Below are 26,580 nucleotides of genomic sequence, written 5' to 3' on the forward strand. Positions count from 1 at the left end.
TCCGTGATCGTGAGCGGGAGGCGGGGCTAGGCGCCGGACAGGCTGTGCAGACAGGCCACCAGGCTGCGGGCCTCGACGTTGACGTAGTAGCTGTGCCGCAGGAGACCGGCGAGCTGGTGCATCGGCATCCAGCGGAAGTCCGGGTGGTCGAACCGGGGGTCGTCGTCCACCTCCACCACCATGTAGCGGTTGCGCGCGTGGTAGAAACGGCCGCCCTCCTCGGAAAGCGTGACGTCGTACCGGATCCGCTCCGGCGTGGCGTCGAGCACGGCGTCCAGGAACCGGGGCCGGGCGGCCTCGGGCAGCACGTCGTAGTTGCCGGGCACGCACTGCACGGTCGGGGCGAGTTCGGCCACGTCCTTGTACCCGGGCTGGGCGATCGCCCGGACCAGCGCGTGCAGCACGCCGTCGATCCGGGTGACCAGGAAGGCGGCGACCCCGACGCCCTGCGGGCGGATCATCGGCTGGCTCCACTCGGCGACCTCCCGGCCGCCGGCCTTGACGTGTACGCCGATGACCTCGAAGAACCGTCCGCTCTCGTGGGCGATCGCCGCCGGGTCGCGCTGCCAGCCGGGCAGGTCGCGCAGCGGCACCGGCCGGGTCAGCACCTCGGTTCGGGTGCGGACGTCGGTGAGCCACGCGAGGATCTGCCGGGTGGTGTGCCGGGCGCCGTGCCCGGCCCGGAACGAGCGCAGCAGCGCCGCCCGGAAGTCGTCGCCCGGCGGCGTGGCGAGCGGTTCCGCGCCGTCGAACGGCAGGCAGGCCAGGACCGTCCGCGAGTCCATGTTGATGATGTCGTCGAGGGCGAGCAGTTCGTGCACCTGGCCGATGGTCAGCCAGCAGAACTCGTCGAGTGTCTCGACCTCGTCGGTCACCTCGATGACCATGTTGCGGTTGCGCTTCTGGTAGAACCACGACCCCTGCTCGGACTGCCGGACGTCGGCCAGGATGGTGTGCCCGGTCAGGTCGCGGAAGTATTCGAGGTACGGCACCGGGCGTCCGCGGTGCACGCCCGTGTAGTTGCTGCGGGTCGCCTGGACGGTGGGCGAGAGCTGGAGCCCGTTGCAGTTGCCGGGCTCCACCTTCGCCTGCATCAGACAGTGCAGCACGCCGTCGAACTTCTTCACCAGGATGCCGAGGATGCCGACCTCGGGCTGGTCGATGATGGGTTGGCTCCACCGGGGAACCGGCCCCTCCGGGGACTGGATGTCCAGTCCGTGAACGGAGTAGAACCGGCCGGAGGAGTGCCGCAGGTTCCCGGTGTCCGGGTCGGTGAGCCAGCCCTGCATGTCGTCGAGCGGGACGCGGTCCACGTCGGTGAACGACCGGTCGCGCAGCGGGGTGAACCAGTCGAAGAACGTGGAGAGCTGAGTGAGTGAGCTCTCCCGCGAAGTCACCGACTCGGCGATCCGGAGGTGTGCGGTCGACTCGTCCAGGTCCGGCGAGGCCGGGGGAGTGTGGAGAACAGTCATGGGAGGGCTCCTCGTTCTACAGCGTGCGCAGGACCTCGCGGACCGCGTCGATGACCTTGTCCTGTACGTCCAGGGACAGCGACGGGTACATGGGCAGGGAGAAGATCCGGCTGGCCAGGTCCTCGGTCACCGGCAGCGAACCTGTGCCGTAGCCCAGGTGGGCGAAGCCGGTCATGGTGTGCACCGGCCAGGGGTAGCTGATGTTGAGGTGGATGTCGTACGACTTGAGCCGCTCGATGATCCGGTCGCGTTCGGGGTGCCGCACCACGTAGACGTAGTAGACGTGGTCGTTGCCCTCGGCCAGCGCCGGCAGTTCGAGTTCGGTGTCGGCCAGGCCCTCGGCGTAGCGCTGGGCGACGGCACGACGGCCGGCCACGTACGTGTCGAGCCGCCGCAGCTTGCGGCGCAGGATCTCGGCCTGCACCTCGTCCAGGCGGCTGTTGTGGCCGGGGGTCTGCACCACGTAGTAGACCTTCTCCATGCCGTAGTACCGCAGCCGGCGCAGGTTCTCGGCGACCTCGGCGTCGCTGGTGACGGTGGCGCCGCCGTCGCCGTAGGCGCCGAGCACCTTCGTGGGATAGAAGGAGAACGCGGCGGCGTCGCCCCGGCTGCCGGCGAGCCGGCCGTGGTGCCGCGCGCCGTGCGACTGGGCGCAGTCCTCGAGGATGCGCAGTCCGTGCTTGGCGGCCAGCGCCTCCAGCGGTGCCATGTCCACGCTCTGGCCGTACAGGTGCACCGGCAGCAGCACCGTGGTGCGGTCGGTGATCGCCGCCTCCACCTGGGTCACGTCCATCAGGTAGTCCTCGCGGCGCACGTCGACGAAGACGGGTGTGGCGCCGGTCCCGTCGATCGCCAGCACCGTGGGGGCGGCCGTGTTGGACACGGTGATGACCTCGTCACCGGGCCGGACGCCGAGCGCCTGGAGGCCGAGCTTGATGGCGTTGGTGCCGTTGTCGACGCCGACCGCGTGCGTCACGCCGTGGTAGGCGGCGAACTCCTCCTCGAAACCGGAAACGCTCTTGCCGAGTACGAGCTTGCCGGATCGGAACACCTGGTCGACGGCGTCGAGGATGTCGTCCCGCTCGGCCTCGTACTCCGCCCGGTAGTCCCATACCAATGTGGACATCTAGTCTCCACCCAATCTCTCTGGCTCTTCTGGTGTCAGAACTCAACCGGGCAGCGCGCGATGCTGCGCACCACCGGGGACCTCATGCGGCGGACGACGTCTCCGCCCTGTCGCAGACCCGGCGCGGCGGCGGCCAGCCGGCGCAGCGCCTCGGCGGCGAGCAGCCCCGCCGGTGCGGCCACGAAACCGGCGTTGGTGCCGGGCGACGTCGACAGATGCCCGGCCGGGGGCCGGGTGATGTCGAACCGATCGGGGTCGGTGAACACCGACGGGTCCCGGTTCGCGCCGTCGACGAGCACCACGACCTGATCACCCTTCGGCACCGCCTGGCCGCCCAGCTCCACCGGCGCGGCGGCGATACGGCTCTCGATCCGAATCGGCGGCTCGAAGCGCAGCGTCTCCTCCACCGCCGCCTCGGCGCGGCCCGGGTCGGCGCACAGGGCCCGCCACTGCTCCGGGTGGGCCAGCAGGGACAGCACCGCCGAGCAGATCAGGTTGGGTACGACTTCGGCACCGGCGACCGCGATCAGCAGGTGCGCGGCGACCGCGTCGGCCGGCTCGGCGGCGCGTTCCTTCACCAGCTCGGAGAGCAGGGCGTGCAGGGCGTCGTACGAGGCGACGAGCCGCCGGGTCATGTCCAGCGTGGGCGGGCAGAGGTGGGCGTCCAGGGCGTACCCGGCGGTGGCGCAGGCGGCGGCGAACTCGTCGCGGCGGTCGCCTGGCACTCCGAGCAGGTCGGCCAGCACGGTCAGGGTGACCGGCCGGGCGAACGAGGTCATCAGGTCGAACGGCCCGGCGGCCGGCAGCGCGGCGGCGAACGCCGCACCGGCGGCGTCGAGGTGGGCACGCACCACGTCCGGGCCGATCAGCGGCGCGGCCACCGCGGCCAGCCGCGCCCGGTCGGCGCGTTCGGCGCTCAGCAGGCCGCCGTCGACCGAGAGCACGTACTTGAGGCTGGTGCGCGAGTCGATGGAGAACACCCGTTTGCGCCGTCGCTCGGCGGCCGCGTCCCGCATTACCAGCGACGGGTGGGCGAGCGCCGCGGCGCCTGTCGCGTGGTCGGCGGTCACCCACACGTCGGGTTCGCTCTGCCGCAGCGCCGGTGCGCCGCGCAGGGCCGGGAACAGCCGGTGCGGGTCGATGCCCTGGGAACGCAGGATCAGCGCGTACGGGTCGCCGCGGTTGCCGCGCATCCACTGGATGCCGCGGGCGGCGAGCAGGTGCCGGGCCAGGTCGCTCTCGGTGACCTGACGGGGATCGATCTGGTGCTTGGTCATCGGGTCACCACGCCTGGGGGATCTGGCTGACCGGGGGCGGGAACAGGCGGTCCAGCTCGGTCAGCGTGGCGGAGTCCGGTTCGAGTTTCAGCGCGTGGATGGCCGAGTCCAGGTGCGCCATGGTGCGTGGTCCGATCACCACGCCGGTCACGCCGGGCCGCTGCAACAGCCACGCCTGCGCGAGTTCGGCCGGGTCGACGCCGAGCCCGGCGCACAGGTCCTCGTACGCCTCGACCTCCGGCCGGCGGGTCTCGATCGCCACCATGGCGCGGCCCTGGGCGGTCTTGACCGCGGTGCCGTCGGCGAGCTTGCGCAGCCCGCCGCCGAGCAGGCCGCCGTGCAGTGGCGAACACGCCAGAACGGCGGTGTCGTAGGCCTGCGCGGCAGGGATCAGTTCCAGTTCGGGTTGTCGGCTGAGCAGGTTGTAGAGGCACTGCTCGGAGACCAGGCCGAGGTGGTTGCGCAGGCGGGCCTTCTCCTGCCCGGCGACCAGGCTCCAGCCGGTGAAGTTCGACGAACCGACGTATCGGATCTTGCCCTGCTGGGTGAGCAGCTCCATCGCCTGCCACACCTCCTCCCAGGAGGCGGTGGGGTCGGCGTGGTGCATCTGGTAGACGTCGATGTAATCGGTGCGCAGCCGGCGCAGCGAGTCCTCGCACGCGGCGATGATGTGCCGCATGGACAGCCCGCGGTCGTTGGGCCAGTCGCTCATCGAGTTGCAGACCTTGCTGCCGAGCACGACCTTCTCGCGCCGGCCGCCGCCCTGGGCGAACCAGTCGCCGATGATCTCCTCGGTCAGCCCGCGGTGGACCTGCCACCCGTAGTGGTTGGCGGTGTCGAAGAAGTTGATGCCGTGTTCCAGAGCGGCGTCCATGAGTGCGTACGACTCGTCGACGGTCGTGCGTACGCCCCAGTTCAGCGTGCCCAGGCACATCGGGCTCACCCGCAACGCCGTGCGGCCCAGCCTCACGTAGTCCATCCCACACACCTCTGGTCGTCGGAATTTGGGTCCCGCCGCTCGATCACAGCGCCATCTGTCTACGGCCGCCCATCCCCCTACCGTCAACCCTTATCAATTCCGCCGAAGCATTCGGGGCCGATCGGGGCTGTGCCGGCCACGGCCGGCGGACACACTGTCGATCGCGGCCCCAGCTGACCAATGGGCTGCTCACCAGGCACGTTCGAGCACGATCGCATCGCGGGACGGAGAAGAAATGACCACTGCACTGATCATTGGTGGCGGGGTCGCGGGCCCGGTCAGCGCGCTTTCCCTACAACGGGCCGGTATCCAGTCCGTGGTTTACGAGGCCTACGACCGGACCGCCGACGGAATCGGCGCGAATCTCGTTCTCGCGGTCAACGGATATCGCGCACTGCTCGAATTGGGAGTCGGCCATCTGACCGCCGGCTTCGACATTCCGCGTTACCGCTACTTCCTCGGCAACGGCAGGGTCCTGGCCGGCGTCCGCAACGGCAATCCGCTGCCGGACGGCACCGTCGCCCGTGCCATCACCCGGTCGGACCTCTACACCGCGCTGCGGGACGAGGCGATCAACAAGGGCATCCAGATGGAGTTCGGTAAACGTCTGGTGGACGCCGAGGTCACCGGCGACGGCGTGGTGGCGTACTTCGCCGACGGCACCGAGGCCCGTGGCGACCTGCTGATCGGCGCCGACGGCGCGCACTCCGCGGTGCGCCGGATCATCGATCCGAACGCCCCCGCGCTCCGGTACGGCGGCATGGTGACCAGCAGCGGGTACGCCCGTGGCGTCGACGTGCCGGGCGAGCGGGGCACCGAGTTCATGTACCTCGGCAAGCGCGCCTTCTTCTCCTACATCCACGACGACCAGGGCGACATCTGGTGGTACGTCTCGCCGAGCTGGCCGGACGAGCCCACCCAGGCCGAGCTGGCCGCGATCACGCCGCAGCAGTGGCGGGCGCGCCTGTTGCGCATGTTCGAGAAGGACGACAGCCCGGCTGTCAAGATCATCAACGCGACCGACGAGATCACCCCGCCGCGACCGATCTACGACCTGCCCCACGTACCCCGGTGGTGCAACGAGCGGATGGTCGTCGTCGGCGACGCGTGCCACGCGGTGTCGCCGTCCGGCGGGCAGGGCGTCTCACTGTCCATCGAGGACGCCGTGCAGTTGGGCCGCTGCCTGCGGGACGTCACCGACATCCCACGGGCGCTCGCCCACTACGAGGAGATCCGTCGCCCCCGGGTGGAAAAGGTCGTCCACTTCGGTCGATCGGCGAGCAAGTCGATCGCGGTTCACGGGCAGGGCCGGCGCGTCGCCCGGGACCTGTTCCTGCCGATCGCCTTCAACCAGAAGGCCGCGGAGAAGGACCTGGAGAACATGTCCTGGCTCTACGACCACACGATCGATTGGGACGCACCGGTCGCCGTGGGCGTCTGAGTCGGACCTCCGGGTCCAGGGAGTACAGCCGATGCGAGTCATGTTCGCGGTCTATGCCGCCAAGACGCACTTCTACAACATGGTGCCGCTGGCGTGGGCTCTGCGGGCGGCCGGCCACGACGTCGTGGTCGCCACCCAGCCCGAGATCGCGGATGCGGTCACCCGCACCGGACTGACCGTGGCCGCCGTGGGCGACGAGCACGAGGAGGTCGAGCCCGCCGAGGCCTCCGCCCGCGGCGACCACGTGACCAGCGCCGGCACCTGGCAGAGCATCAACGCCGGGATGACCGAGACCCGGCCCGAGGCACTCACCTGGGAGTACGTGCTGGGTGCGTTCACCGTCGGGTGCTCGCTGCACTACGAGCACCTCACCGGCGGGCGGACCATGCTTGACGGGCTCGTCGAGTTCGCCCGGCACTGGCAGCCGGATCTGGTCGTCTGGGACGCGCTCAGCTACGCCGGGCCGATCGCCGCCGAGGTGACTGGTGCCGCGCACGCCCGGATGCTGTTCGGCCTGGACTACATCGGCAACATGTACCAGCACTACACCGGCCTGTTGGACGCCCAGCCGGCGGACCGGCGCGACGACCCGGTCACCGACTGGCTCACCAGCCGGGTCACCCGGTACGGCGCGGAGTTCCGGCCCGGCTCGTCGCGGGAGCTGATGACCGGGCAGTGGACCATCGACCCCACCCCGTCCTGGATGCGGTTCCCGGTCGAGCTGCCCTACCTGCCGATGCGGTACGTGCCCTACAACGGCCCGACCACCGTGCCCGGCTGGATCAACGAACGGGACGGCCGGCGCCGGGTGTGTCTCACCCTCGGCGTCACCGCCCGGGAGAACCTCGGCGGCGACCTCTTCCCGATCGACGAGATCGTGGACGCGGTCGCCGGCCTAGACGTCGAACTGATCGCCACCCTGGACGCACAGCAGCGTCAGGCGTGCGGCGACCTGCCCGCGAACGTCCGGGTGGTCGACTTCGTGCCGCTCAACGAGCTGCTGCCGACCTGCGACGTGATCATCCACCACGGCGGGTTCGGCACGCTGGGCAACGCGATCGTGCACGGGGTCCGCAACCTGATCGTGCCCGGCCGGTACTGGGACGAGATCGGCTTCGGCGAGCTGCTGGAGAGCCGCAGCGCCGGGTTGTACGTCGACCCGTACCGGCTCTCCGGCGACGCGCTCAAGAGCCGGCTGCCGGTCGAGGAACTGCGCGACCAGGTGATCCGGCTGCTGGACGACACGGCCTTCGCGGCCGGCGCCCGGACCCTGCGGGACGAGGCGCTCGCCACGCCCAGCCCGCACGACATCGTCGGTGAGCTGGAACGGCTCACCGCCCGGCACCACCGGCGTCAGCTCGCCGGCACCGCGCGCACCTAGGTCGAGCGACCGGCGCCCCCGCCGGCTGACGGAGAGGAAGACCGTGTCACAAGATCACTGGTCCGGGAAGAATATCGTGGTCACCGGTGGACTCGGGCTCATCGGCTCACACTTCGCCGAGCAACTGGTCAACGCCGGCGCGCACGTGATCCTCCCGTACCGCCGGGACAACCGCCGGGTGCTGCGCCAGCTGTCCGGCGGCAACCTGCGTCCGGTACAGGCGGATCTGCGCGACGACCGCGACCTGGAGAGGTTGTTCACCGACCCGGCCGCACCGGTCGACGCGATCATCCACTGCGCGGTGGTCTCCGGGACGATGAGCGTGCGGCTGAACCAGCCGGCGCACATCCTGGACGCCAACCTGCGCACGGTCGGCAACGTGCTGGAGTCGGCCCGCCGGCACGACGTGCCGGACGTGGTGCTGCTCAGCTCCAGCGACATCTACCTCGACCCGGGAAGCGACCCGATCCGCGAGGACGACGACTTCCGCAAGGGGATGGGCTGGTCGATCGACGGCTACTACCTGTCGAAGAACTTCGCCGAGATGATGGCCGAGGCGTACCGGGCCGAGTACGGCATCAACGTCTTCCTGCCCCGGCTCACGAGCGTGTACGGCCCGCGCGACAACTTCGAACCGGACACCGACCGGGTGGTCCCCACCATGGTCCGCAAGGTGCTCGCCGGCCAGGACATCGAGATCTGGGGCGACGGCAGCCAGACCCGCACCTACATGTACGCCGCCGACCTGGTGCGCGCCACGCTCGCGATGGTCGAGGCGAACAAGTACCCGACGCTCAACATCGGCACCACCGAGACCGTGTCGGTGCTCCAGCTCGCCCGGATGATCTGCGCGGCGCTGGAGGTGCCCGAACGCATCCGCATCGACCTCTCCAAGTCGGGCGGTCGGCCCAGCCGCAACCTCGACATCACCGGCCTCGGCGAGATCATCGACTTCACGCCGCGATCGCTCGAGCAGGGGCTGAAAGAGACCGTCGCCTGGTACCGCGACGTGTACCAGACCCTCTGACCCCCTCAACCACCCCCGATCCGGGAGAACTCATGCGCGTGCTGGTGACCACCTCCGCGATCAACTCGCACCTCTACAACCTCGTGCCGATGGCCTGGGCACTGCGCGCCGCCGGCCACGAGGTCTGCGTCGCCACCCAGCCCAACCTTCTCGAGGCGACCAAGAAGACCGGCCTCACCGCGGTCGCGGTCGGCGAGGCGCTGGCCACCGCCCGCGGCAACCTGGACACCTCGGACACCCCGTACGGGCTGGGCGTGGACATCACCGAGACCGACCCGGCGAAACTCACCCTGCCGTACGTGCGGGAGGTGTTCACCGCGTACACGTCCGTGGTGTGCGAGTACATGGCCGGCGACGACATGCTCGGCGACCTGGTCTCGTTCGCCAAGGTCTGGAAGCCCGACCTGGTGCTGTGGGACGCGCACAACTACGCCGCCCCGGTCGCCGCCCGCGCTCTCGGCCTGCCGCACGTGCGGATCGTGCCCGCCCCCGACCACTGGGCCCGGATGCGTGCGGTGTTCCACCGGCTCGGCGGCGCGGACGGCGCGGACCCGCTGGCCGACTACCTGGGTGGCAAGCTCGCCCGGTACGGCCACGAGTTCGACGAGGAGATGGTCGTCGGCCAGGCCACCCTGGAACCCATCCCGGCCTGGCTACGGGTCGACGCCCCAGTGGACTACCGACCGGTGCGGCACGTGCCGTACAGCGGGCCCAGCGTGATCCCGGCCTGGCTGCGCCGCAAGCCGAAGCGCCGCCGGGTCTGCCTCACCCTCGGCCAGACCCGCCGCGCGCTCGGCGGCGAGGACGGCGGCGACATCGGCGGCCTGCTGAGCGCCATCGCCGAACTCGACATCGAGGTCATCGCCACGCTCAACGCCGACCAGATCCCGCCCGGCACCACCATCCCGGACAACGTTCGGCTGTTCGACTACGTCCCGCTGAACGCGCTGCTGCCCAGCTGCGCCGCGGTCGTGCACTACGGCGGCATGGGCACCGTCAACGCCTCCGTCGTGCACGGCGTCCCGCAGGTCGGCATCCCCGGCAACATCTGGGGCGAGACCGGCATCATGCGCGAGGTCACCGCCAAGGGCGCCGGGCTGGTCGCGGACGGCACGAACCTGGTCGCCCAGCTCGCCCGGGTGCTGGACGACCCGGCGTACGCCGAGGCCGCCACCCAGGCGCAGAAGGAGATGCTGGCCACCCCCAGCCCCCGCGACCTGGTGCCCGAGATCGAGGCGCTCGCCGCCGCCGGGGAGAAGGGCCGGATCGGTGGCCGATGACCCGCGGCTGCTCGAATACCTGCGGCGGGCCACGGCCGACCTGCGGGACACCCGCCGCCGGCTGGCCGAGGCCGAGCAGCGTGAGCACGAACCGGTCGCCGTCGTCGGCATGGCGTGCCGGCTGCCCGGCGACGTGCACTCGCCGGAGGACCTGTGGCGACTCGTCGCCGCCGGTGGCGACGCGATCGGGGAGTTTCCTACCGACCGGCACTGGGACACCGAGGCCGTGTACCACCCCGAACCGGGACGGCCCGGCAGGACGTACGTGCGCCACGGCGGGTTCCTGACCGGCGCGGCCGGCTTCGACGCCGCGTTCTTCGGCATCGCCCCGCGCGAGGCGCGCGAGATGGATCCGCAGCAGCGGCAGTTGCTGGAGGTCTCGTGGGAGGCGCTGGAACACGCGGGCATCGACCCGACCGGCCTGGCCGGCAGCCGCACCGGCGTCTTCGCCGGGGTGATGTACCACGACTACGCCGAGAGCAACGCGCTCGGCAGCGCCGTGCCTGGCCGGGTCGCCTACCACCTCGGCCTGCACGGCCCGGCCCTGGCGGTCGACACCGCGTGCTCGTCGTCGCTTGTCGCCCTGCACCTCGCCGCCCGATCGTTGCGGTCCGGCGAGTGCACGCTGGCCCTGGCCGGCGGGGTCACCGTGATGGCGACCCCGGAGACCTTCATCGACTTCAGCCGGCAGCGCGGACTCGCCCCGGACGGACGTTGCAAATCGTTCTCGGACGACGCCGACGGCACCGGTTGGGCCGAGGGAGCCGCGGTGCTGGTGCTGGAACGCCTCACCGACGCGCGCCGGCTCGGGCACCGGGTGCTGGCCGTGGTGCGCGGCTCGGCGGTCAACTCCGACGGTGCCACCAGCGGCCTGTCCGCCCCGAACGGCCCGGCGCAGCGGCGCGTCATCGCCGACGCCCTGGCCGCCGCCGGCCTGCGGGCGTCCGACGTGGACGCGGTCGAGGCGCACGGCACCGGCACCGCGCTCGGTGACCCGATCGAGGCGCAGGCGCTGCTGGCGACGTACGGCCAGGACCGCGACCGGCCGCTCTGGCTGGGCTCGCTCAAGTCGAACATCGGGCACACCCAGGCCGCCGCGGGGGTCGCCGGGGTGGTCAAGATGGTGCAGGCGCTGCGGCACGGAACACTGCCGCGCACCCTGCACGTGGGTACGCCGTCGTCGCACGTGGACTGGACGGCCGGCGACGTCGCGCTGCTGACCGAGGAGCAGCCGTGGCCGGCCGGTGAGCGTCCGCGTCGCGCGGCGGTGTCGTCCTTCGGGTTCAGCGGCACCAACGCGCACCTCATCCTGGAGGAGGGCGACGACCCCGGACCGGTCCCGGCCGCGCCGCCCGCCGGCCCGCTGGTGCTGCCGGTGTCCGCCCGCACCCCGGCCGCGCTGCGCACGATCGCCGGACACGTGGCCGAGGCCGGCGCACCGCTCGCCGGGATCGCCAACACCCTGGCCCGCCGCGCGGCCCTGCCGGTGCGCGCCGCCGTCGTCGCCGCCACCCTGCCGGACGCGCGGGCGGCGCTCGCGACCGTGGAACCGGTGCAGGCCCGCACCACCGGGACGGTCTTCCTGTTCAGCGGGCAGGGCTCGCAGCACGCCGGCATGGGTGAGCGGTTGGTTGCCCGCTTCCCGGTCTTCGCCGCCGCCTGGGACGAGGTGCGGGCGCTGATCGGCTGGGACCCCGCCGACCTCGACGCGACCGCCAACGCCCAGCCGGCCCTCTTCGCGTACCAGGTCTCCCTGTTCCGCCTGCTCGACTCCTGGGGTGTCCGCCCCGACGTGGTGATCGGGCACTCGGTGGGGGAGTTCGCCGCCGCGTACGCCGCCGGGGTGCTCTCGCTCGCCGACGCCGCCCGCCTGGTCGCCGAGCGCGGCCGGCTGATGGGTGCCGTCGCCGCCGGCGGCGTGATGGCCGCCGTACCTGTCGGTGAGGCCGCCGCCCGCGCGACAGGCGTCGACGTGGCCGCGGTCAACGGCCCCTGCTCGGTCGTGCTGTCCGGCACCCGCGAGCGGGTGACCGCCGCCGTCGAGCGGCTCGGCGTGCGGGCCCGTCCGCTGCCGGTGTCGGACGCCTTCCACTCGGCGCTGATGGAGCCCGCCCTGGACGGGTTCGCGTCGGTCGCCACGGCCGTCACCCACCACCCGCCCCGGCTGGAGTGGATCTCCACGGTGACCGGGGAGCGCCTCGACGCCGTCGACGCCGGCTACTGGGTGCGCCAGCTGCGCGCCACCGTGCGGTTCCACGACGCCGTCCAGGCCCGGGCCGGCTTCCGCTTCCTCGAAGTGGGACCGGACGCGGTGCTGACCGGGCTGGTGCGGGCCGGCGTGGACGACGCCGTCGCGGTCGCCACCGCCCGCCCCGGGCGCGACGAGGCGGACGCCCTGATCGAAGCGGTCGCCACCGCCTGGACGCACGGCACCGCCGTCGACTGGACCGCCGTCAACGACGTCCCGGCCGACCGGGTCGACCTGCCCGGCTACCCGTTCGAGCACCAGCGGTACTGGCGGCCGGCCCTCACCGGCACGCTGACCTCCGCCGGGCTCACCCCCGCCGGTCACCCGATGCTCGGCGCGGTGCTGCCGCTCGGCGACGACGGCGTCGTCCTCACCGGACGCCTCTCCACCGACACCCACCCGTGGCTCGCCGACCACGTCGTGGACGGTCACCCGCTGGTGCCCGGCACCGCGCTGGTCGAGCTGGCCCTGCGCGCCGGCGACGAGACCGGTCTGCCGCACCTGGACGAGCTGACCTGCGAGACGCCGCTCGTACTCGCCGGGCCGGTGACCGTGCGGGTCACCGCCGGGCCGGTCGACGCGACCGGCCGCCGTCCGGTCGAGGTGCACTCCCGAGGCGGCGACGACCAACCGTGGCAACGGCACGCCCGGGGCCTGCTGGCCCGTACCGGTGCCGTGCCGGAGCCGGCCGACCCGTCGTGGCCGCCCGCCGACGCCGTCGAGGAGACCACCGACGACCTCTACCACCGGCTCGCCGGCCTCGGCTACGCCTACGGCCCGGTCTTCCAGGGCACCGGCGCCGTCTGGCGGCACGGTCCCGAGGTGTACGCCGAGGTCGCGCTGCCCGAGCATGCCACCGCGGACGCCGCCCGGTTCGGCGTGCACCCGGCCCTGCTCGACACCGCCCTGCACGCCGCCATGGCCGGTGCCGGCGGTGCCCCGGACGACGGCCGGGTCTGGCTGCCGTTCGCCTGGACCGGTGTCACCGTGCACGCCCCCGGCGCCACCGCAGCCCGGGTGCGACTGACCCACCTCGAATCCGGTGCCATGACGCTCACCCTCACCGATCACGCCGGTGCTCCACTGGTCAGCGTGGCCGCCCTGCTGGCCCGACCGGTCGCGGCCGACGTCCTGGCCGGTGGCGCCGCCCGCACCGGCCGCCTGCATCGCGTGGAGTGGACCCCGGTGACCCTGCCCGCCCCCGGTCCCGGCCCGGTCGTCCGCACCGGCACCGGTTTCCGGCTCGACCACACCGGTGCCTCCTTTCCGCTGGCCGCGCTGCGCGCCGAGGTCGGTGCCGGCGGCTCGGTGCCGGCCCTGGTGCTGTACGACGCGGACCGTCCCGCCGGTGAGGTCCCGGACGCCGCCCGCGAGCTGGCCGCCCGGGTGCTGGCCGACCTGCGCGACTGGCTCGCCGACGACCGGTTCGCCGGCACCCGGCTCGCCGTGGTCACCCGGGACGCCGCCGTCGACCCGGTGACCGCCCCGGTGCACGGGCTGGTGCGTGCCGCCCAGGCGGAGCACCCCGGCCGGATCGTGCTGATCGACACCGACGACCCCACCGCAGACCTGCTCGCCGCGGCCGCCGCAGCGGAACCCGAGATCGCGCTGCGCGGCGGGCAGGCCCTGGTGCCGCGCCTGGTCCCGCGCCGGGCGACGCCCGACACCGGCCTCGACGACACCGACGCGAGCGGCGGCACCGGCTGGGGGGACGGCACGGTGCTGGTGACCGGTGGCACCGGCGGGCTCGGTGCCCTGGTCGCCCGGCACCTGGCCAGCCGACACGGCGTACGGAACCTGCTGCTGACCAGCCGACGTGGCCCGGACGCCGAGGGTGCCGCCGAGCTGGCCGCCGACCTGGCCGGGTTCGGCGCACACGTCGACATCGTCGCCTGTGACGTGACCGACCGCCCCGCGGTCGCCGCGCTGCTCGACGGCCGCCCGCTGAGCGCGGTGGTGCACGCCGCCGGGGTGGCCGGCGGTGGACTGTTCGCCGAACACGACGCGGCGGAGCTGGACCGGGTGCTGCGGCCCAAGGTGGACGCCGCCTGGCACCTGCACCAGCTGACCCTGGACCGGCCGCTGCACGCCTTCGTGCTGTTCTCGTCGGCCGGCGGCCTGGTGCTCGCCGGTGGTCAGGCCGGGTACGCCGCCGGGAACGTGTTCCTGGACGCGCTCGCCGCGCACCGCCGCGCCGCCGGGCTGCCCGCGCTGGCGCTGTCCTGGGGCCTGTGGGACCAGCCGGCCGGGATGTCCGGGGACCTCGACGACACCGCCCGCCGGCGGCTGGACCGGGCCGGGTTGCCCGCGCTGCCGGTGACCGACGCGTTGGCCCTGCTGGACGAGGCGATGGTCAGCGGCGAGGCCCACCTGGTGCCGCTCCGGCTCGACCCGGCCGCGCTGCGGGCCCGCACCGACGAGATGCCCGCGCTGCTGCGCGGCCACGCCCGCGCCGCGGCGGCCCGCCCGGCCGCCGCGACCGCACCGGCCGGCACCGGACCGGCCCTGCTGCGCCGGCTCGCCGGCCTGGCTCCCGCCGACCGGGACCGGCAGGTGCTGGACCTGGTCACCGAGCGGGTCGCCACGGTGCTCGGGCACGACGCCGGGCACCACGTCGACCCGCGCGCCGCCTTCACCGACCTGGGCTTCGACTCGCTGGCAGCCGTCGAACTGCGCAACCAGCTCACCGCGACGACCGGAATCCGGCTGCCGGCCACGCTGATCTTCGACCACCCGTCACCGGCCGACGTCGCCCGGCACCTGGCCGCGACCCTGGCCCGCGACGCGGCCTCGGAACCGGCCGCGTCGCAGGGCGACGAACCGACCGGGCTGCGTGACGCGATGGACCGGCTGGCCGCCCGGCTGACCGAGGCCGCCGCCGGCCGCGACCCGGCGCTGCACGACGAGGTCACCGACCGGCTCGACACGCTGCTGCGCACCTGGCGGGCCGCGCACCCGGGCACCGCGGCCGAGGCCCGCGACCTGCGCGACGCCACCGACGAGGAACTCTTCGCCGCCCTCGACTCCGAGCTCGGCGTGACAGGACGGGGGTGATCACCATGGCCGATGCCGACGAACTGCGCGACTACCTGCGACGCGCCACCACGGAACTCCAGCAGGCCCGGCGGGACCTGCGCGCGGCACAGGACCGTGCGCACGAGCCGGTCGCCGTCGTGGCGATGGCGTGCCGCTACCCGGGCGGGGTCCGCTCGCCCGAGGACCTGTGGCGGCTGGTGACGGACGAGACCGACGCGATCGGCGAGTTCCCGGCCGACCGGGGCTGGGACACCGACCGGATCTTCGACCCGGAACCCGGCCGGGCGGACCGGACCTATGTGCGGCACGGCGGCTTCCTCTACGACGCGGGGGACTTCGACGCATCGTTCTTCGGCATCAGCCCGAACGAGGCGAAGCGCGCCGACCCGCAGCGGCGGCTGCTGCTGGAAGCCTCGTGGGAGGCGCTGGAGCGGGCCGGCATCGACCCGGCCACCCTTGCCGGCAGCCGTACCGGCGTCTTCGCGGGGGTGATGTACCAGGACTACGCCGGCGGCGGCCCGACCGGCAGCATGGTCTCCGGGCAGATCGCCTACAGCTTCGGGTTCGAGGGTCCGGCCGTCACGCTCGACACCGCCTGCTCGTCGTCGCTGGTCGCCGTACACCAGGCGGTGGGGTCGCTGCGCTCCGGCGAGTGCACGCTGGCGCTGGCCGGCGGCGTGACCGTGATGGGCACCCCGGAGTTGTTCCTCGACTTCAGCCGGCAGCGCGGCCTGGCCCCGGACGGCCGGTGCAAGTCGTTCGCGGCCGCCGCCGACGGGGCCGCCTGGGCCGAGGGCGCCGGCATCCTGCTGCTGGAACGGCTGTCCGACGCGCGCCGCAACGGGCACCCGGTGCTGGCCGTGCTGCGCGGCACCGCGGTCAACTCCGACGGCGCTTCCAACGGCATGTCCGCCCCGAACGGGCCCGCCCAGCAACGGGTCATCCGGGCCGCGCTCGCCGACGCCGGCCTGCGACCGTCCGACGTGGACTGCGTCGAGGCGCACGGCACCGGCACCGTGCTGGGCGACCCGATCGAGGCGCAGGCGCTGCTGGCGACGTACGGCCAGGAGCGCGACGAGCCGCTGTGGCTGGGCTCGCTGAAGTCGAACATCGGGCACGCGCAGGCCGCCGCCGGAGTGGCCGGGGTGATCAAGATGGTGCAGGCGATCCGCCACGCGACCCTGCCCCGCACCCTGCACGTCGACCGGCCCACCCCCAAGGTGGACTGGTCGGCCGGCCGGGTCGAACTGCTCACCGAGGCCCGCAAGTGGCCGCAGACAGGCCGTCCCCGCCGCGCCGCGGTGTCGTCGTTCGGGTTCAGTGGCACCAACGCGCACGTCGTGATCGAAGAGGACACCGCCCCGGAGCCGCCGGCCCCCGCCACCGCCGGGCCGGCGCTGCCCGTCCGGCCGCTGCTGATCTCCGCGCACAGCCCGCAGGCGCTGCGCGCCCGGGCCGCCCAGCTACTCCCGGTGGTCACCGGCGACGCACCGTTCGCGGCCCTCGCCGCCACCCTGGCGGGACGGGCGGTGCTGCCGCACCGGGCCGTGGTGACGGCCGCCGACCGGCACGACGCGGCCACCGGACTCGCCGCGCTGGCCGCCGCGACCCCCGCCGCCGGGGTGGTCACCGGTGCCCCCGTACGCGGGAAACTGGCCTTCCTCTTCACCGGGCAGGGCGCGCAACGGCCCGGCATGGGCGCCCGTCTCGCGGAACTCTTCCCGGCCTACGCCGAGGCGTTCGCCGACGTCTGCCAGCGGCTCGACCGCGGCCTGCCCCGCCCGCTGCGCGAGGTGCTGGACGACCCGGCCGACCTGGACCGGACCCGCTACGCGCAGGCCGCGTTGTTCGCCACCGAGCTGGCCCTGGTGCGGCTGCTGGAATCCTGGGGAATCCGACCCAACCTGGTCGCCGGGCACTCCGTGGGCGAGGTGACCGCCGCGTGCGCCGCCGGGATGCTGTCGGTGGACGACGCGTGCGCGCTGGTGCTGGCCCGCGGGGCACTGATGCAGGCGCTGCCGGCGAACGGCGCGATGACCGCCGTCCAGGCCACCGCGGCCGAGGTCACCCCGCTGCTGGGCGCGGGCGTGGGCCTGGCCGCGGTCAACGCGCCCGGCTCGGTGGTGCTCTCCGGCACCCGGCCGGCGGTGGACGCGCTGGCCGCCCGCTTCGCCGCCGACGGTCGCCGGGTCACCCCGCTGCGGGTCTCGCACGCCTTCCACTCCCCGCTTGTCGAACCGATGCTCGACGACCTGCGCGCGGCCGCCGCCCGGCTGGACCACCGGCCCGCCCGGATCCCGCTGGTGTCGACAGTGACCGGAGCCCGCCTCACGACGGCCGACGCCGGTTACTGGGCCGGTCAGGCCCGGCAGCCGGTGCTCTTCGCCGACGCGGTCGCCGCCCTGGCCGCCGACGGCGCCACCACCTTCCTGGAGATCGGGCCCGACGCGGTGCTCACCGGCCCGGCCGCCGCCTGCCTGCCGGACGACGCCACCGTGATCCCGCTGCTGCGCCGGAACACCGACGACGCGACCGCGGTGTTGACCGCGCTGGCCCGGCTGCACGTCCGCGGCGTGGACCCGGACTGGGACGGCCTGCTCGGCACCCCGGACGTCCGCCTCGACCTGCCCACCTACCCGTTCCAGCGGGAGCGCTTCTGGTGGAACGTCACCCCGGCGGCCGACCCCGCCGCGGACCTGCGCTACCGGGTGCGCTGGGAACGCATCGCCGAACCGGCCGGCGCACCGGCCGGCGGGTGGCTGCTCGCCCTGCCCGCCGGACCACCGTCCGCGCTCGCCGCCGGCCTGCTCGCCCGCGGCGACCTCACCCCGATCGAGGCCGGCGAGGACCGGGCGGCGCTGACCGCGAGGCTGACCGCGCTCGCCGCGGACCGCCCGGTGGCCGGGGTCCTGTCGCTGCTGGCCGCCGACGACCGGCCGTACCCCGCCGGCGGCCTGACCCACGGCGCCGCCGCCACCGTCACCCTCCTCCAGGCGCTCGCCGACGCCGGCCTGGACGCGCCGTTCTGGGCCGTCACCACCCGGGCCGTCGCCGTCGACAGGTACGACGCGCCGCCGGACGAGCACCAGGCCACCCTGTGGGGGATCGGCGCGGTGCAGTCGCTGGACCGCCCGGCCGCCTGGGGCGGGCTGATCGACCTGCCGGACGGCGACGTCCCGGACGCCGCCCGGCTGCTGGCCGCGCTGACCGGCACCGAGGACCAGCTCGCCCTGCGCGCCGGCGGCCTGTACGCCCGGCGGCTCTCGCGTGCCGAACCGGCCACCGGCCGGCCCTGGCAGCCCCGGGGCACGGTCCTGGTCACCGGCGGCACCGGCGCCCTCGGCGCGCACGTCGCCCGGTGGCTCGCCGATCACGGCGCCACCCGCCTGGTGCTCACCGGCCGCCGCGGCGCGGCCGCGCCGGGCGTGCCGGACCTGGTGGCCGACCTGCACGCCCGAGGCGTCGAGGTGACCGTCGCGGCCTGCGACACCACCGACCGCGAGGCCCTGCGGGCCCTGCTGGACGAGCACCCGCCGGACGCGGTGGTGCACGCCGCCGGGACGCTCGGCCCGGAGACGCCGCTGACCGGCCTGACCATCGCCGGCCTGATCGCCGCCGGCCGGGCCAAGATCGAGGGTGCCCGGCTGCTGGACGAGCTGCTCGGCGACCGGCCGCTGGACGCGTTCGTGCTGTTCACCTCCGGCGCGGCGGTCTGGGGCACCGCCGGTCAGGCCGGATACGCCGCGGCGAACGCCTACCTGGACGCGCTCGCGGCCCGGCGGCGGGCCACCGGCAGACCGGCCACCGCCCTCGCCTGGGGACCGTGGGCCGGCGGCGGCATGGTCGCCGACGATGCGCACGAGCACCTGCGCGCGCTCGGCATCGGCGGACTCGACCCGCGGGTGGCCGTCGGCCTGCTCGCCGAGGCCCACCCCGACCGGGAACCGCATCTGGTGGTCGCCGACATCGACTGGGAACGGTACGGCCCGGTCTACACCCTGGCCCGGCCCCGCCCGCTGGTGCGCGACCTGCTGCCCGCCGACCCGGCACCACCGGCGGACACCGCGCCGCGCCTGGCCGCGCTGAGCCCGGCCGAGCGTGACCGCGAGGTGACCGCGCTGGTACGGGCCGCCGCGGCAGGCGTGCTGGGCCACCGAGACCCGGCCGCCGTCGACCCGGGGCTCGCCTTCACCGACCTCGGGTTCGACTCGGTCAGCGCGGTCGAGTTCCGCAACCGGCTCGCCACCGCTGTCGGCCTGCCGCTGCCCGCCACCGTCGTCTTCGACCACCCCACCCCCGCCGCGCTCGCCGCGCACCTCGGTGCCCGGCTGGGCCGCGGCGCCGGCCCGGACCCGCTCGCCGGCCCGGACCCGCTCGCCGACCTGGACCGCCTCGAGGCGGCCGTGTCGGCGTTGACCCCCGCCGACATCGCACAGACCCGGATCACCACCCGCCTGCAGGCACTGGTGACCCGGTTGACCGAGGCCGTCGCCGAGCCCGACCGCGAACCGCTCGCCGACCGGCTCGCCTCCGCCACGGCGGATGACGTCTTCGACTTCATCGACAAGGAGCTGGGCTGATGGCCACCCCGGACACCGACGGCAAACTGCTGGACTACCTGAAGCGGGTCACCGCCGACCTGCACAAGACCCGGCAACGGCTGCGCGAGGTGGAGTCGGCCCCGCCGGAGCCCGTCGCGATCGTCGCCATGGGCTGCCGCTACCCGGGCGGCGTACGCAGTCCCGAGGACCTGTGGCGGCTGGTCGAGCGCGGCGGTGACGCGGTCGCCGCGTTCCCCGCCGACCGCGGCTGGCCGGTCGACCTGGCCGAGGCGAGCTACGTCAGTGCGGGCGGTTTTCTCGACGCGGTCGCCGAGTTCGACGCCGACCTGTTCGGCATCTCACCACGCGAGGCGTTGGCGCTCGACCCGCAGCAGCGGCTGTTGCTGGAACTCGCCTGGGAGACGCTTGAGCGCGCCGGGCTGGCCCCGGACTCGCTGGCCGGGCAACCGGTCGGCGTCTTCGTCGGCAGCGGCAACCAGGACTACTACGACGACCTGGACGACGCCTCCCGCGAGGCGGTCGCTCCCTACCTGAGCACCGGCAACGCCGCGTCGGTCATCTCCAGCCGCATCTCGTACGCGCTCGGGCTGGAGGGCCCGGCCGTCACGGTGGACACCGCCTGTTCGTCGTCGCTGGTCGCGCTGCACGTCGCGGCGCAGGCCCTGCGCACCGGCGAGTGCTCGCTGGCGCTGGCCGGCGGTGTGTTGGTGATGTCCACCCCGGGACCGTTCGTCGCGTTCAGCAAGCAGCGCGGCCTCGCCCCGGACGGCCGCTGCAAGTCGTTCGCCGACGGTGCGGACGGCACCGGCTGGGCGGAGGGAGCCGGCCTGCTGCTGCTCGAACGGCTCTCCGACGCCCGCCGCAACGGCCACCCGGTGCTCGCCGTGCTGGCCGGTTCGGCGATCAACCAGGACGGTGCGTCCAATGGGCTGACCGCGCCGAACGGCGTCAGCCAGGAGCGGGTGATCCGGCAGGCGCTGAACGCGGCCGGGCTGGGCACCGCCGACGTGGACGCGGTCGAGGGCCACGGCACCGGCACCGTGCTGGGTGACCCGATCGAGGCCGGTGCGCTGATCAACACGTACGGCCGGGACCGGGACCGGCCGCTCTGGCTGGGCTCGCTGAAGTCGAACATCGGCCACGCGCAGGCCGCCGCCGGGGTGGCCGGCGTGATCAAGATGGTGCAGGCGCTGCGCCACGGGATGCTGCCGCGCACGCTGCACGTGGATCGGCCGTCGTCGCACGTCGACTGGTCGGCGGGCACCGTGGCGCTGCTGACCGAGGAGCAGCCGTGGCCGGCCGGGGACCGCCCGCGCCGCGCCGGGGTGTCGTCGTTCGGGATCAGCGGCACGAACGCGCACGTGATCGTCGAGGAAGCGCCGGTGGACGAGCCCGTCGACCGTGCGCCGGCCGGTCCGGTGATCTCCGGTCCGGTGCCCCTGCCGGTGTCGGCGCGCGGTCCGGAGGCCCTGCGGGCCCGGATCGAGGCGCTGCGCCCGCTGCTGACCGGGGGCGCCGACCCGGCCGAGGTGGGCTTCTCCCTGGGTACGTCGCACGCCGCCCTCAAGGTCCGCGCGGCGTGGACCGGCGGCGACGCGGTGCCGGTGGTCGCGCGGGACGCGCGGACGGTTTTCGTGTTCCCGGGTCAGGGTGCCCAGCGCGCCGGCATGGGCGCTGACCTGTACGAGCGGTACCCGGCCTTCGCCAGCGCCTGGGACGAGGTGCGGGAACTGGCCCCCTGGGACGACGCCGCCCTCGACGACACCCGCAACGCGCAGCCCGCCCTCTTCGCCTACCAGGTCGCCCTGTCGCGGCTGCTCGAATCGTGGGGGATCCGCCCGGACGCGGTGGTCGGTCACTCGGTGGGGGAGTTCGCGGCCGCGTACGTCGCCGGGGTCCTGACCCTGCCCGACGCGGCCCGGCTGGTCGCCGAGCGCGCCCGGTTGATGGGTGCGGTCGCCGCCGGCGGCGTGATGGCCGTCGTCAAGGTCTCCGAGGAGGCGGCCCGGGCGACCGGGGTGGACGTGGCCGCGATCAACGGCCCCGACTCGGTCGTGCTGTCCGGCACCGACGAGCGGGTGTCGGCCGCCGTCGCGGCGCTCGGCGTGGACCAACGTCGGCTCACCGTCTCGGACGCCTTCCACTCGGTGCTGATGGAGCCCGCGTTGGCCGGCTTCGCGGAGGTCGCCGCCGGTGTCGCCAGCCACCCGCCGCGGATCGAATGGATCTCCACGGTGACCGGTGCCCGGGTCGGGCCGGTGGACGCCGGCTACTGGGTACGCCAGATCCGGGACACGGTGCGGTTCCACGACGCGGTGCGCGCACTGCCCGGCGGCCGGTTCGTCGAGATCGGCCCGGAACCGGTGCTGAGCGGCCCGATCCGGGCCGGTGACGACGACGCGGTCACCGTCGTGGCGGGTCGGGACGTCCCGGCCGCGATCGCCGCGGTGTGGGCCGACGGTGCGAGCGTCGACTGGGCCGCGTACTTCCCCGGTACCCGGCGCGTCGACCTGCCCACCTACCCCTTCCAGCGGCGGCGGTACTGGCTCGACGGCCGTAGCCGCAGCACCGGCGGCGCCGCCGCGCTCGGCCTCGACCCGGCCGGTCACCCGCTGCTCGGCGCGGTCACCGTGGTCGCCGGCACCGACGGCGTGGTGCTCAGCGGCCTGCTGTCGGTCGCCGCGCAGCCCTGGCTCGCCGACCACGTCGTGCACGGTGAGATCGTCGTCCCCGGCACCGCGTACCTGGAACTGGCCGTCCGCGCCGCCGACCAGATCGGCCACGCCCGGATCGGCGAACTGACCCTGCATACCCCGCTGCGTCTCACCGCGGACGGCGAGGTGCGGGTGCAGGTGGTGATCGGCGGCGCCGACCCGGACGGCGCCCGCCCGTTCGGTGTGTTCGCCCTCGACGGCGACGGGTGGACCCGGCACGCCGGGGGCCTGTTCACCGTCGCGCCGGCCCCCGCGCCGGCACCGCTGGCGTGGCCGCCGCACGGCGCCACCCCGCTCGACGTCACCGCACTCGGCGCGGCGCTCGCCGACGCCGGTCTCGGGTACGGTCCGGCGTTCGCCGGACTGCGCGCCGCCTGGCGGCACGGCGACGACGTGTACGCCGAGGTCGACCCGCCGGAACTCGGGTCCGGGTTCGCGCTGCACCCGGCCGTCCTCGACGCCGCCACCCAGGCGCTCGGCCACGCCCTGCTCCACGAGCCGGGCGACGGCGCCGCGCGGCTCCCGTTCGCCTGGTCCGGTGTCACGCTGCACGCGACAGGCGCCACCCGGCTGCGGGCCCGGTTCACCGCACGCGGCGGCGACACGTACACCGGAGTGCTGTTCGACCCGGCCGGCCAGCCGGTCGCCACCGTCGAGTCGGTCACCTTCCGGCCGGTCGCGCCGGTCACCGCGGTCCCGCCGCTGCACCACCTGCGCTGGGTCCCGGCGAGCGGTCGCACCGAGCCCGGCACCGTCGAGATCGTCCGGTTCGGCGCCGGTGCCGCCGCCGGAGCAGCCGCGGTGCACGCCGAGGCCCGCCGGGCCCTGGCCGCCGCGCAGGACTGGCTCGCCACCGACCGGCCGGCCGGCGCGCGGCTCGCGTTCGTCACCCGGCGCGCGGTCGGACCGGACGCCGCGGACCCGGCTGGCGCGGCCGTCTGGGGACTCGTGCGCGTTGCCCAGGCCGAGCACCCGGGCCGGTTCCTGCTGGCCGACACCGACACCGACGGCGAGGCCGCGGTGCTGCTCGCGGCGTCCGTCGGCGAGGGGCAGGTGGTGGTGCGCGACGAGGCGGCGTACGTGCCGCGGGTCACCCGGCTGCCCGCCGTGACGCCGGCCGCCACCGGCTTCGACCCGGAGCGGACGGTGCTGCTCACCGGCGGGTCCGGCGCGATCGGCGGTCTGCTCGCTCGGCACCTGGTCGAACGGCACGGCGTCCGCCACCTGGCGCTGCTCGGCCGCCGGGCAGCCGACCCCGCACAGATCGACGAGCTCAGCGAGCTCGGTGCGCGGGTCACCACCCACGCCTGCGACCTGGCCGACCGTGACGCGCTGCGGCGGGTCGTGACCGAGCTGACCGCCGACCGTCCGCTCGGCGCGGTGGTCCACGCCGCCGGCGTGGTCGACGACGGCGTGCTCACCGCGCTGACCCCGGACCGGCTCGACGCGGCGCTGGCCGGCAAGGCGGCCGGCGCGCTGCACCTGCACGAGCTGACCGCCGACGCCGACCTGGACGCGTTCGTGCTGTTCTCGTCGTTGTCCGGTACGTTCGGCGCGCCGGGGCAGGCCAACTACGCGGCGGCGAACGCGGTGCTGGACAGCCTCGCCGAGCGCCGCCGCGCCGACGGCCGCCCGGCGCTCGCGATCGCCTGGGGGCAGTGGGACACCGGCATGACCGCCGGGCTCACCGCCGCGGACCGGGCCCGGATGGCCCGCGGTGGGGTGCTGCCGCTGTCCGCCGCCGACGGGCTCGCGCTGTTCGACGCCGCGCTCCGCGTGACCGGCGCGACAGTGGTCGCGGCCCGGCTCGACCCCGCCCGGCTGCCCGGCGTACCGGCCGGCGTCACCCGCCGTACCGCTGTCGCCGCACCGGCCGAGGGCTACGCCGCCCGCATCGCCGCGCTCGCCCCCGGCGACCGGCTGCCGGTACTGCTGGACCTGGTGCGGGCCACTGTCGCCGCGGTGCTCGGCCACCCGTCCGGTGTCGCCGTCGCCCCGGACCGCGAGTTCCACGACCTCGGCTTCGACTCGCTCACCTCGGTCGAGCTGCGCAACCAACTGGCCGCCGCGACCGGGCTGCGGCTTCCGGCCACCCTGGTCTTCGACCACCCCACCGCGACCGCGGTCGCGGAGCACCTGCTGTCGGTGCTCGGCGCGGCCGGCGAACCGCGGGAGACGGCGGCGGTCACCCCGACGGTCGCCGACGACCCGATCGCGGTAGTCGGCATGGCCTGCCGGCTGCCCGGCGGCGTACGCGGCCCGGAGGACCTGTGGGACCTGGTCGCCGACGGCGTCGACGCGATCGGTGACTTCCCCGCCGACCGGGGCTGGGACGTGGCGCGGCTGCACGACCCGGACGGAACCCGGGCTGGCACCTCGTACGTGCGCACCGGCGGCTTCCTGTACGACGCGGGCGACTTCGACGCCGGGTTCTTCGGCATCTCGCCGCGCGAGGCACCCACCGTCGACCCGCAGCAGCGCCTGATGCTCGAGGTCTCGTGGGAGGCACTGGAACGCGCCGGAATCGACCCGCTCGCGGTGAAGGGCAGCCCCACAGGTGTCTTCGTCGGCGTGCAGTACCACGACTACGTGGCCAGCAACTCGACAGGCGCGGTGGTGTCCGGCCGGGTCGCCCACCACTTCGGCTTCGAAGGCCCGGCGGTCAGCGTGGACACCGCGTGCTCCTCGTCGTTGGTGTCGATGCACTGGGCGGCTCAGGCGCTGCGCTCCGGCGAATGCTCGCTGGCCCTGGCCGGCGGGGTCACCGTGATGGCCACGCCCGAGACGTTCGTCGAGTTCAGCCGCCAGCGCGGCCTGGCCCGCGACGGCCGGTGCAAGTCGTTCTCCACCGAGGCCGACGGCACCGCTTGGGCCGAGGGCGCCGGCGTCGTGCTGCTGGAACGGCTGTCCGACGCCCGCCGCAACGGGCACCCGGTGCTGGCCGTGCTGCGCGGCTCGGCGGTCAACTCCGACGGCCGGTCCAACGGGCTGACCGCGCCGAGCGGCCCGGCCCAGCAACGGGTGATCCGGCAGGCCCTGGCCGGCGCGGGGCTGTCCGCCGCCGACGTGGACGCGGTGGAGGCGCACGGCACCGGCACCGCGCTCGGTGACCCGATCGAGGCGCAGGCGCTGCTGGCGACGTACGGCCAGGACCGCGACGAGCCGCTGTGGCTGGGCTCGCTCAAGTCGAACATCGGGCACGCGCAGGCCGCCGCCGGGGTCGCCGGTGTGATCAAGATGGTGCAGGCGCTACGGCACGAGACGCTGCCCGCCACGCTGCACGTCACCGAGCCGACCAGCCACGTGGACTGGACCGCCGGGCGGGTGGAACTGCTCACCGAGGCCCGGCCCTGGCCGCGCGACAGCCGCCCGCGCCGCGCCGCGGTGTCGTCGTTCGGGGTCAGCGGCACCAACGCGCACGTCGTCCTCGAGGAGGGCGACCCGGAACCCGCCCCGGCCGGGACGGTCACCCCGGAGCCGCCGCTGATCCCGTGGCTGCTCTCCGGGCGTACCCGCAAGGCGCTGACCGCGCAGGCCGAGCGCTACCTCGCCTTCGTCGACGAGACCGACGACGAGCCGGTGCACATCGGGTACAGCACCGCCGTCGGCCGGGCCGCGCTGGAACACCGGGCCGTGGTGCTCGGCGCCGACCGTGGCGACTTCCTGTACGGCCTGGTCTCGCTTGTCGACGGCGCGGACGAGGCCGGCGTGGTCACCGGCGTGGCCGACCCGGGCGGCGCGACCGCCTTCCTGTTCAGCGGGCAGGGTTCGCAGCGGCCCGGGATGGGACGCGACCTGGCCGCCGCGTTCCCGGCGTACGCCAAGGCCCTCGACGAGGTGACCGCCGAACTGGACCCGCACCTGGACCGACCCCTCAAGGATCTGCTGCTGGCCGAGGAGGGCAGCCCGGAGGCGGCCCTGCTCGACCAGACCCGGTACACCCAGGCCGCGTTGTTCGCGGTCGAGGTCGCCCAGTTCCGGCTGCTGGAGTCGCTGGGCGTGGTGCCCGACCGGGTGGCCGGTCACTCGATCGGGGA

General features: G+C 74.3%; 10 protein-coding genes and 1 pseudogene. 7 read left to right on the forward strand and 4 right to left on the reverse strand.

Features of this window, described 5'->3' with window-relative positions; genetic code table 11:
* Positions 1-26: 26 nt before the first annotated feature.
* Genes C7C45_RS31970 through C7C45_RS31985 form a run of 4 tightly spaced genes read right to left on the reverse strand, consistent with a single transcriptional unit; the run spans position 27 to position 4,854 of the window.
* Complete coding sequence (locus tag C7C45_RS31970; RefSeq protein ID WP_110568493.1) at positions 27-1,472, reverse strand: NDP-hexose 2,3-dehydratase family protein; 1,446 nt, start codon at positions 1,470-1,472, stop codon at positions 27-29.
* Between the two features lie 16 nt (positions 1,473-1,488).
* Positions 1,489-2,598, reverse strand: a complete 1,110-nt coding sequence (locus C7C45_RS31975) for a DegT/DnrJ/EryC1/StrS family aminotransferase (RefSeq protein ID WP_110568495.1) — start codon at positions 2,596-2,598, stop codon at positions 1,489-1,491.
* Between the two features lie 35 nt (positions 2,599-2,633).
* Entirely contained in the window at positions 2,634-3,875 is a 1,242-nt protein-coding gene (locus C7C45_RS31980) for a cytochrome P450 family protein (RefSeq protein ID WP_110568496.1), read from the reverse strand.
* Positions 3,876-3,879: 4 nt separating this feature from the next.
* Positions 3,880-4,854 carry an aldo/keto reductase gene (locus tag C7C45_RS31985; protein WP_110568498.1) on the reverse strand — a complete coding sequence of 325 codons (975 nt, stop codon included), beginning with the start codon at positions 4,852-4,854 and terminating at the stop codon, positions 3,880-3,882.
* A gap of 235 nt (positions 4,855-5,089) precedes the next feature.
* Here C7C45_RS31985 and C7C45_RS31990 point away from each other — a divergent pair, with 235 nt between their 5' ends.
* The 7 genes and pseudogenes from C7C45_RS31990 to C7C45_RS35365 form a co-directional block, all read left to right on the forward strand.
* Positions 5,090-6,295 carry an FAD-dependent oxidoreductase gene (locus tag C7C45_RS31990; RefSeq protein WP_110568500.1) on the forward strand — a complete coding sequence of 402 codons (1,206 nt, stop codon included), beginning with the start codon at positions 5,090-5,092 and terminating at the stop codon, positions 6,293-6,295.
* Between the two features lie 31 nt (positions 6,296-6,326).
* A complete protein-coding gene (locus C7C45_RS31995; protein ID WP_110568502.1) occupies positions 6,327-7,676 on the forward strand; it encodes an activator-dependent family glycosyltransferase in 1,350 nt (449 codons plus the stop codon).
* Positions 7,677-7,752: 76 nt separating this feature from the next.
* On the forward strand, positions 7,753-8,703 hold the full coding sequence (locus tag C7C45_RS32000; RefSeq protein ID WP_167454905.1) for an NAD-dependent epimerase/dehydratase family protein: 951 nt from the start codon (positions 7,753-7,755) through the stop codon (positions 8,701-8,703).
* Between the two features lie 32 nt (positions 8,704-8,735).
* Positions 8,736-9,983 (forward strand): activator-dependent family glycosyltransferase, encoded by a 1,248-nt coding sequence (locus C7C45_RS32005; protein WP_110568506.1) that lies wholly within the window; start codon positions 8,736-8,738, stop codon positions 9,981-9,983.
* Positions 9,973-15,285: pseudogene (locus tag C7C45_RS32010) on the forward strand (SDR family NAD(P)-dependent oxidoreductase); the annotation flags it as partial. The gene C7C45_RS32005 and the pseudogene C7C45_RS32010, both read left to right, overlap by 11 nt.
* Before the next feature lie 5 nt (positions 15,286-15,290).
* The gene (locus C7C45_RS32015) at positions 15,291-19,847 is read left to right on the forward strand and encodes a type I polyketide synthase (RefSeq protein WP_110568516.1); all 4,557 of its coding nucleotides are present in this window, start codon (positions 15,291-15,293) and stop codon (positions 19,845-19,847) included.
* Positions 19,847-26,580: type I polyketide synthase (locus C7C45_RS35365; RefSeq protein WP_146247472.1), on the forward strand; the 6,734-nt coding region annotated here is incomplete at its 3' end. The genes C7C45_RS32015 and C7C45_RS35365, both read left to right, overlap by 1 nt.

Source organism: Micromonospora arborensis (assembly GCF_003205615.1).
Taxonomy (GTDB): Bacteria; Actinomycetota; Actinomycetes; order Mycobacteriales; family Micromonosporaceae; genus Micromonospora; species Micromonospora arborensis.

Bases quoted from the DNA above. Each gene is read 5' to 3' on its own strand.
- C7C45_RS31970 (WP_110568493.1), bottom strand. From the start codon at position 1,472: ATGACTGTTCTCCACACTCCCCCGGCCTCGCCGGACCTGGACGAGTCG.
- C7C45_RS31975 (WP_110568495.1), bottom strand. From the start codon at position 2,598: ATGTCCACATTGGTATGGGACTACCGGGCGGAGTACGAGGCCGAGCGG.
- C7C45_RS31980 (WP_110568496.1), bottom strand. From the start codon at position 3,875: ATGACCAAGCACCAGATCGATCCCCGTCAGGTCACCGAGAGCGACCTG.
- C7C45_RS31985 (WP_110568498.1), bottom strand. From the start codon at position 4,854: ATGGACTACGTGAGGCTGGGCCGCACGGCGTTGCGGGTGAGCCCGATG.
- C7C45_RS31990 (WP_110568500.1), top strand. From the start codon at position 5,090: ATGACCACTGCACTGATCATTGGTGGCGGGGTCGCGGGCCCGGTCAGC.
- C7C45_RS31995 (WP_110568502.1), top strand. From the start codon at position 6,327: ATGCGAGTCATGTTCGCGGTCTATGCCGCCAAGACGCACTTCTACAAC.
- C7C45_RS32005 (WP_110568506.1), top strand. From the start codon at position 8,736: ATGCGCGTGCTGGTGACCACCTCCGCGATCAACTCGCACCTCTACAAC.
- C7C45_RS32015 (WP_110568516.1), top strand. From the start codon at position 15,291: ATGGCCGATGCCGACGAACTGCGCGACTACCTGCGACGCGCCACCACG.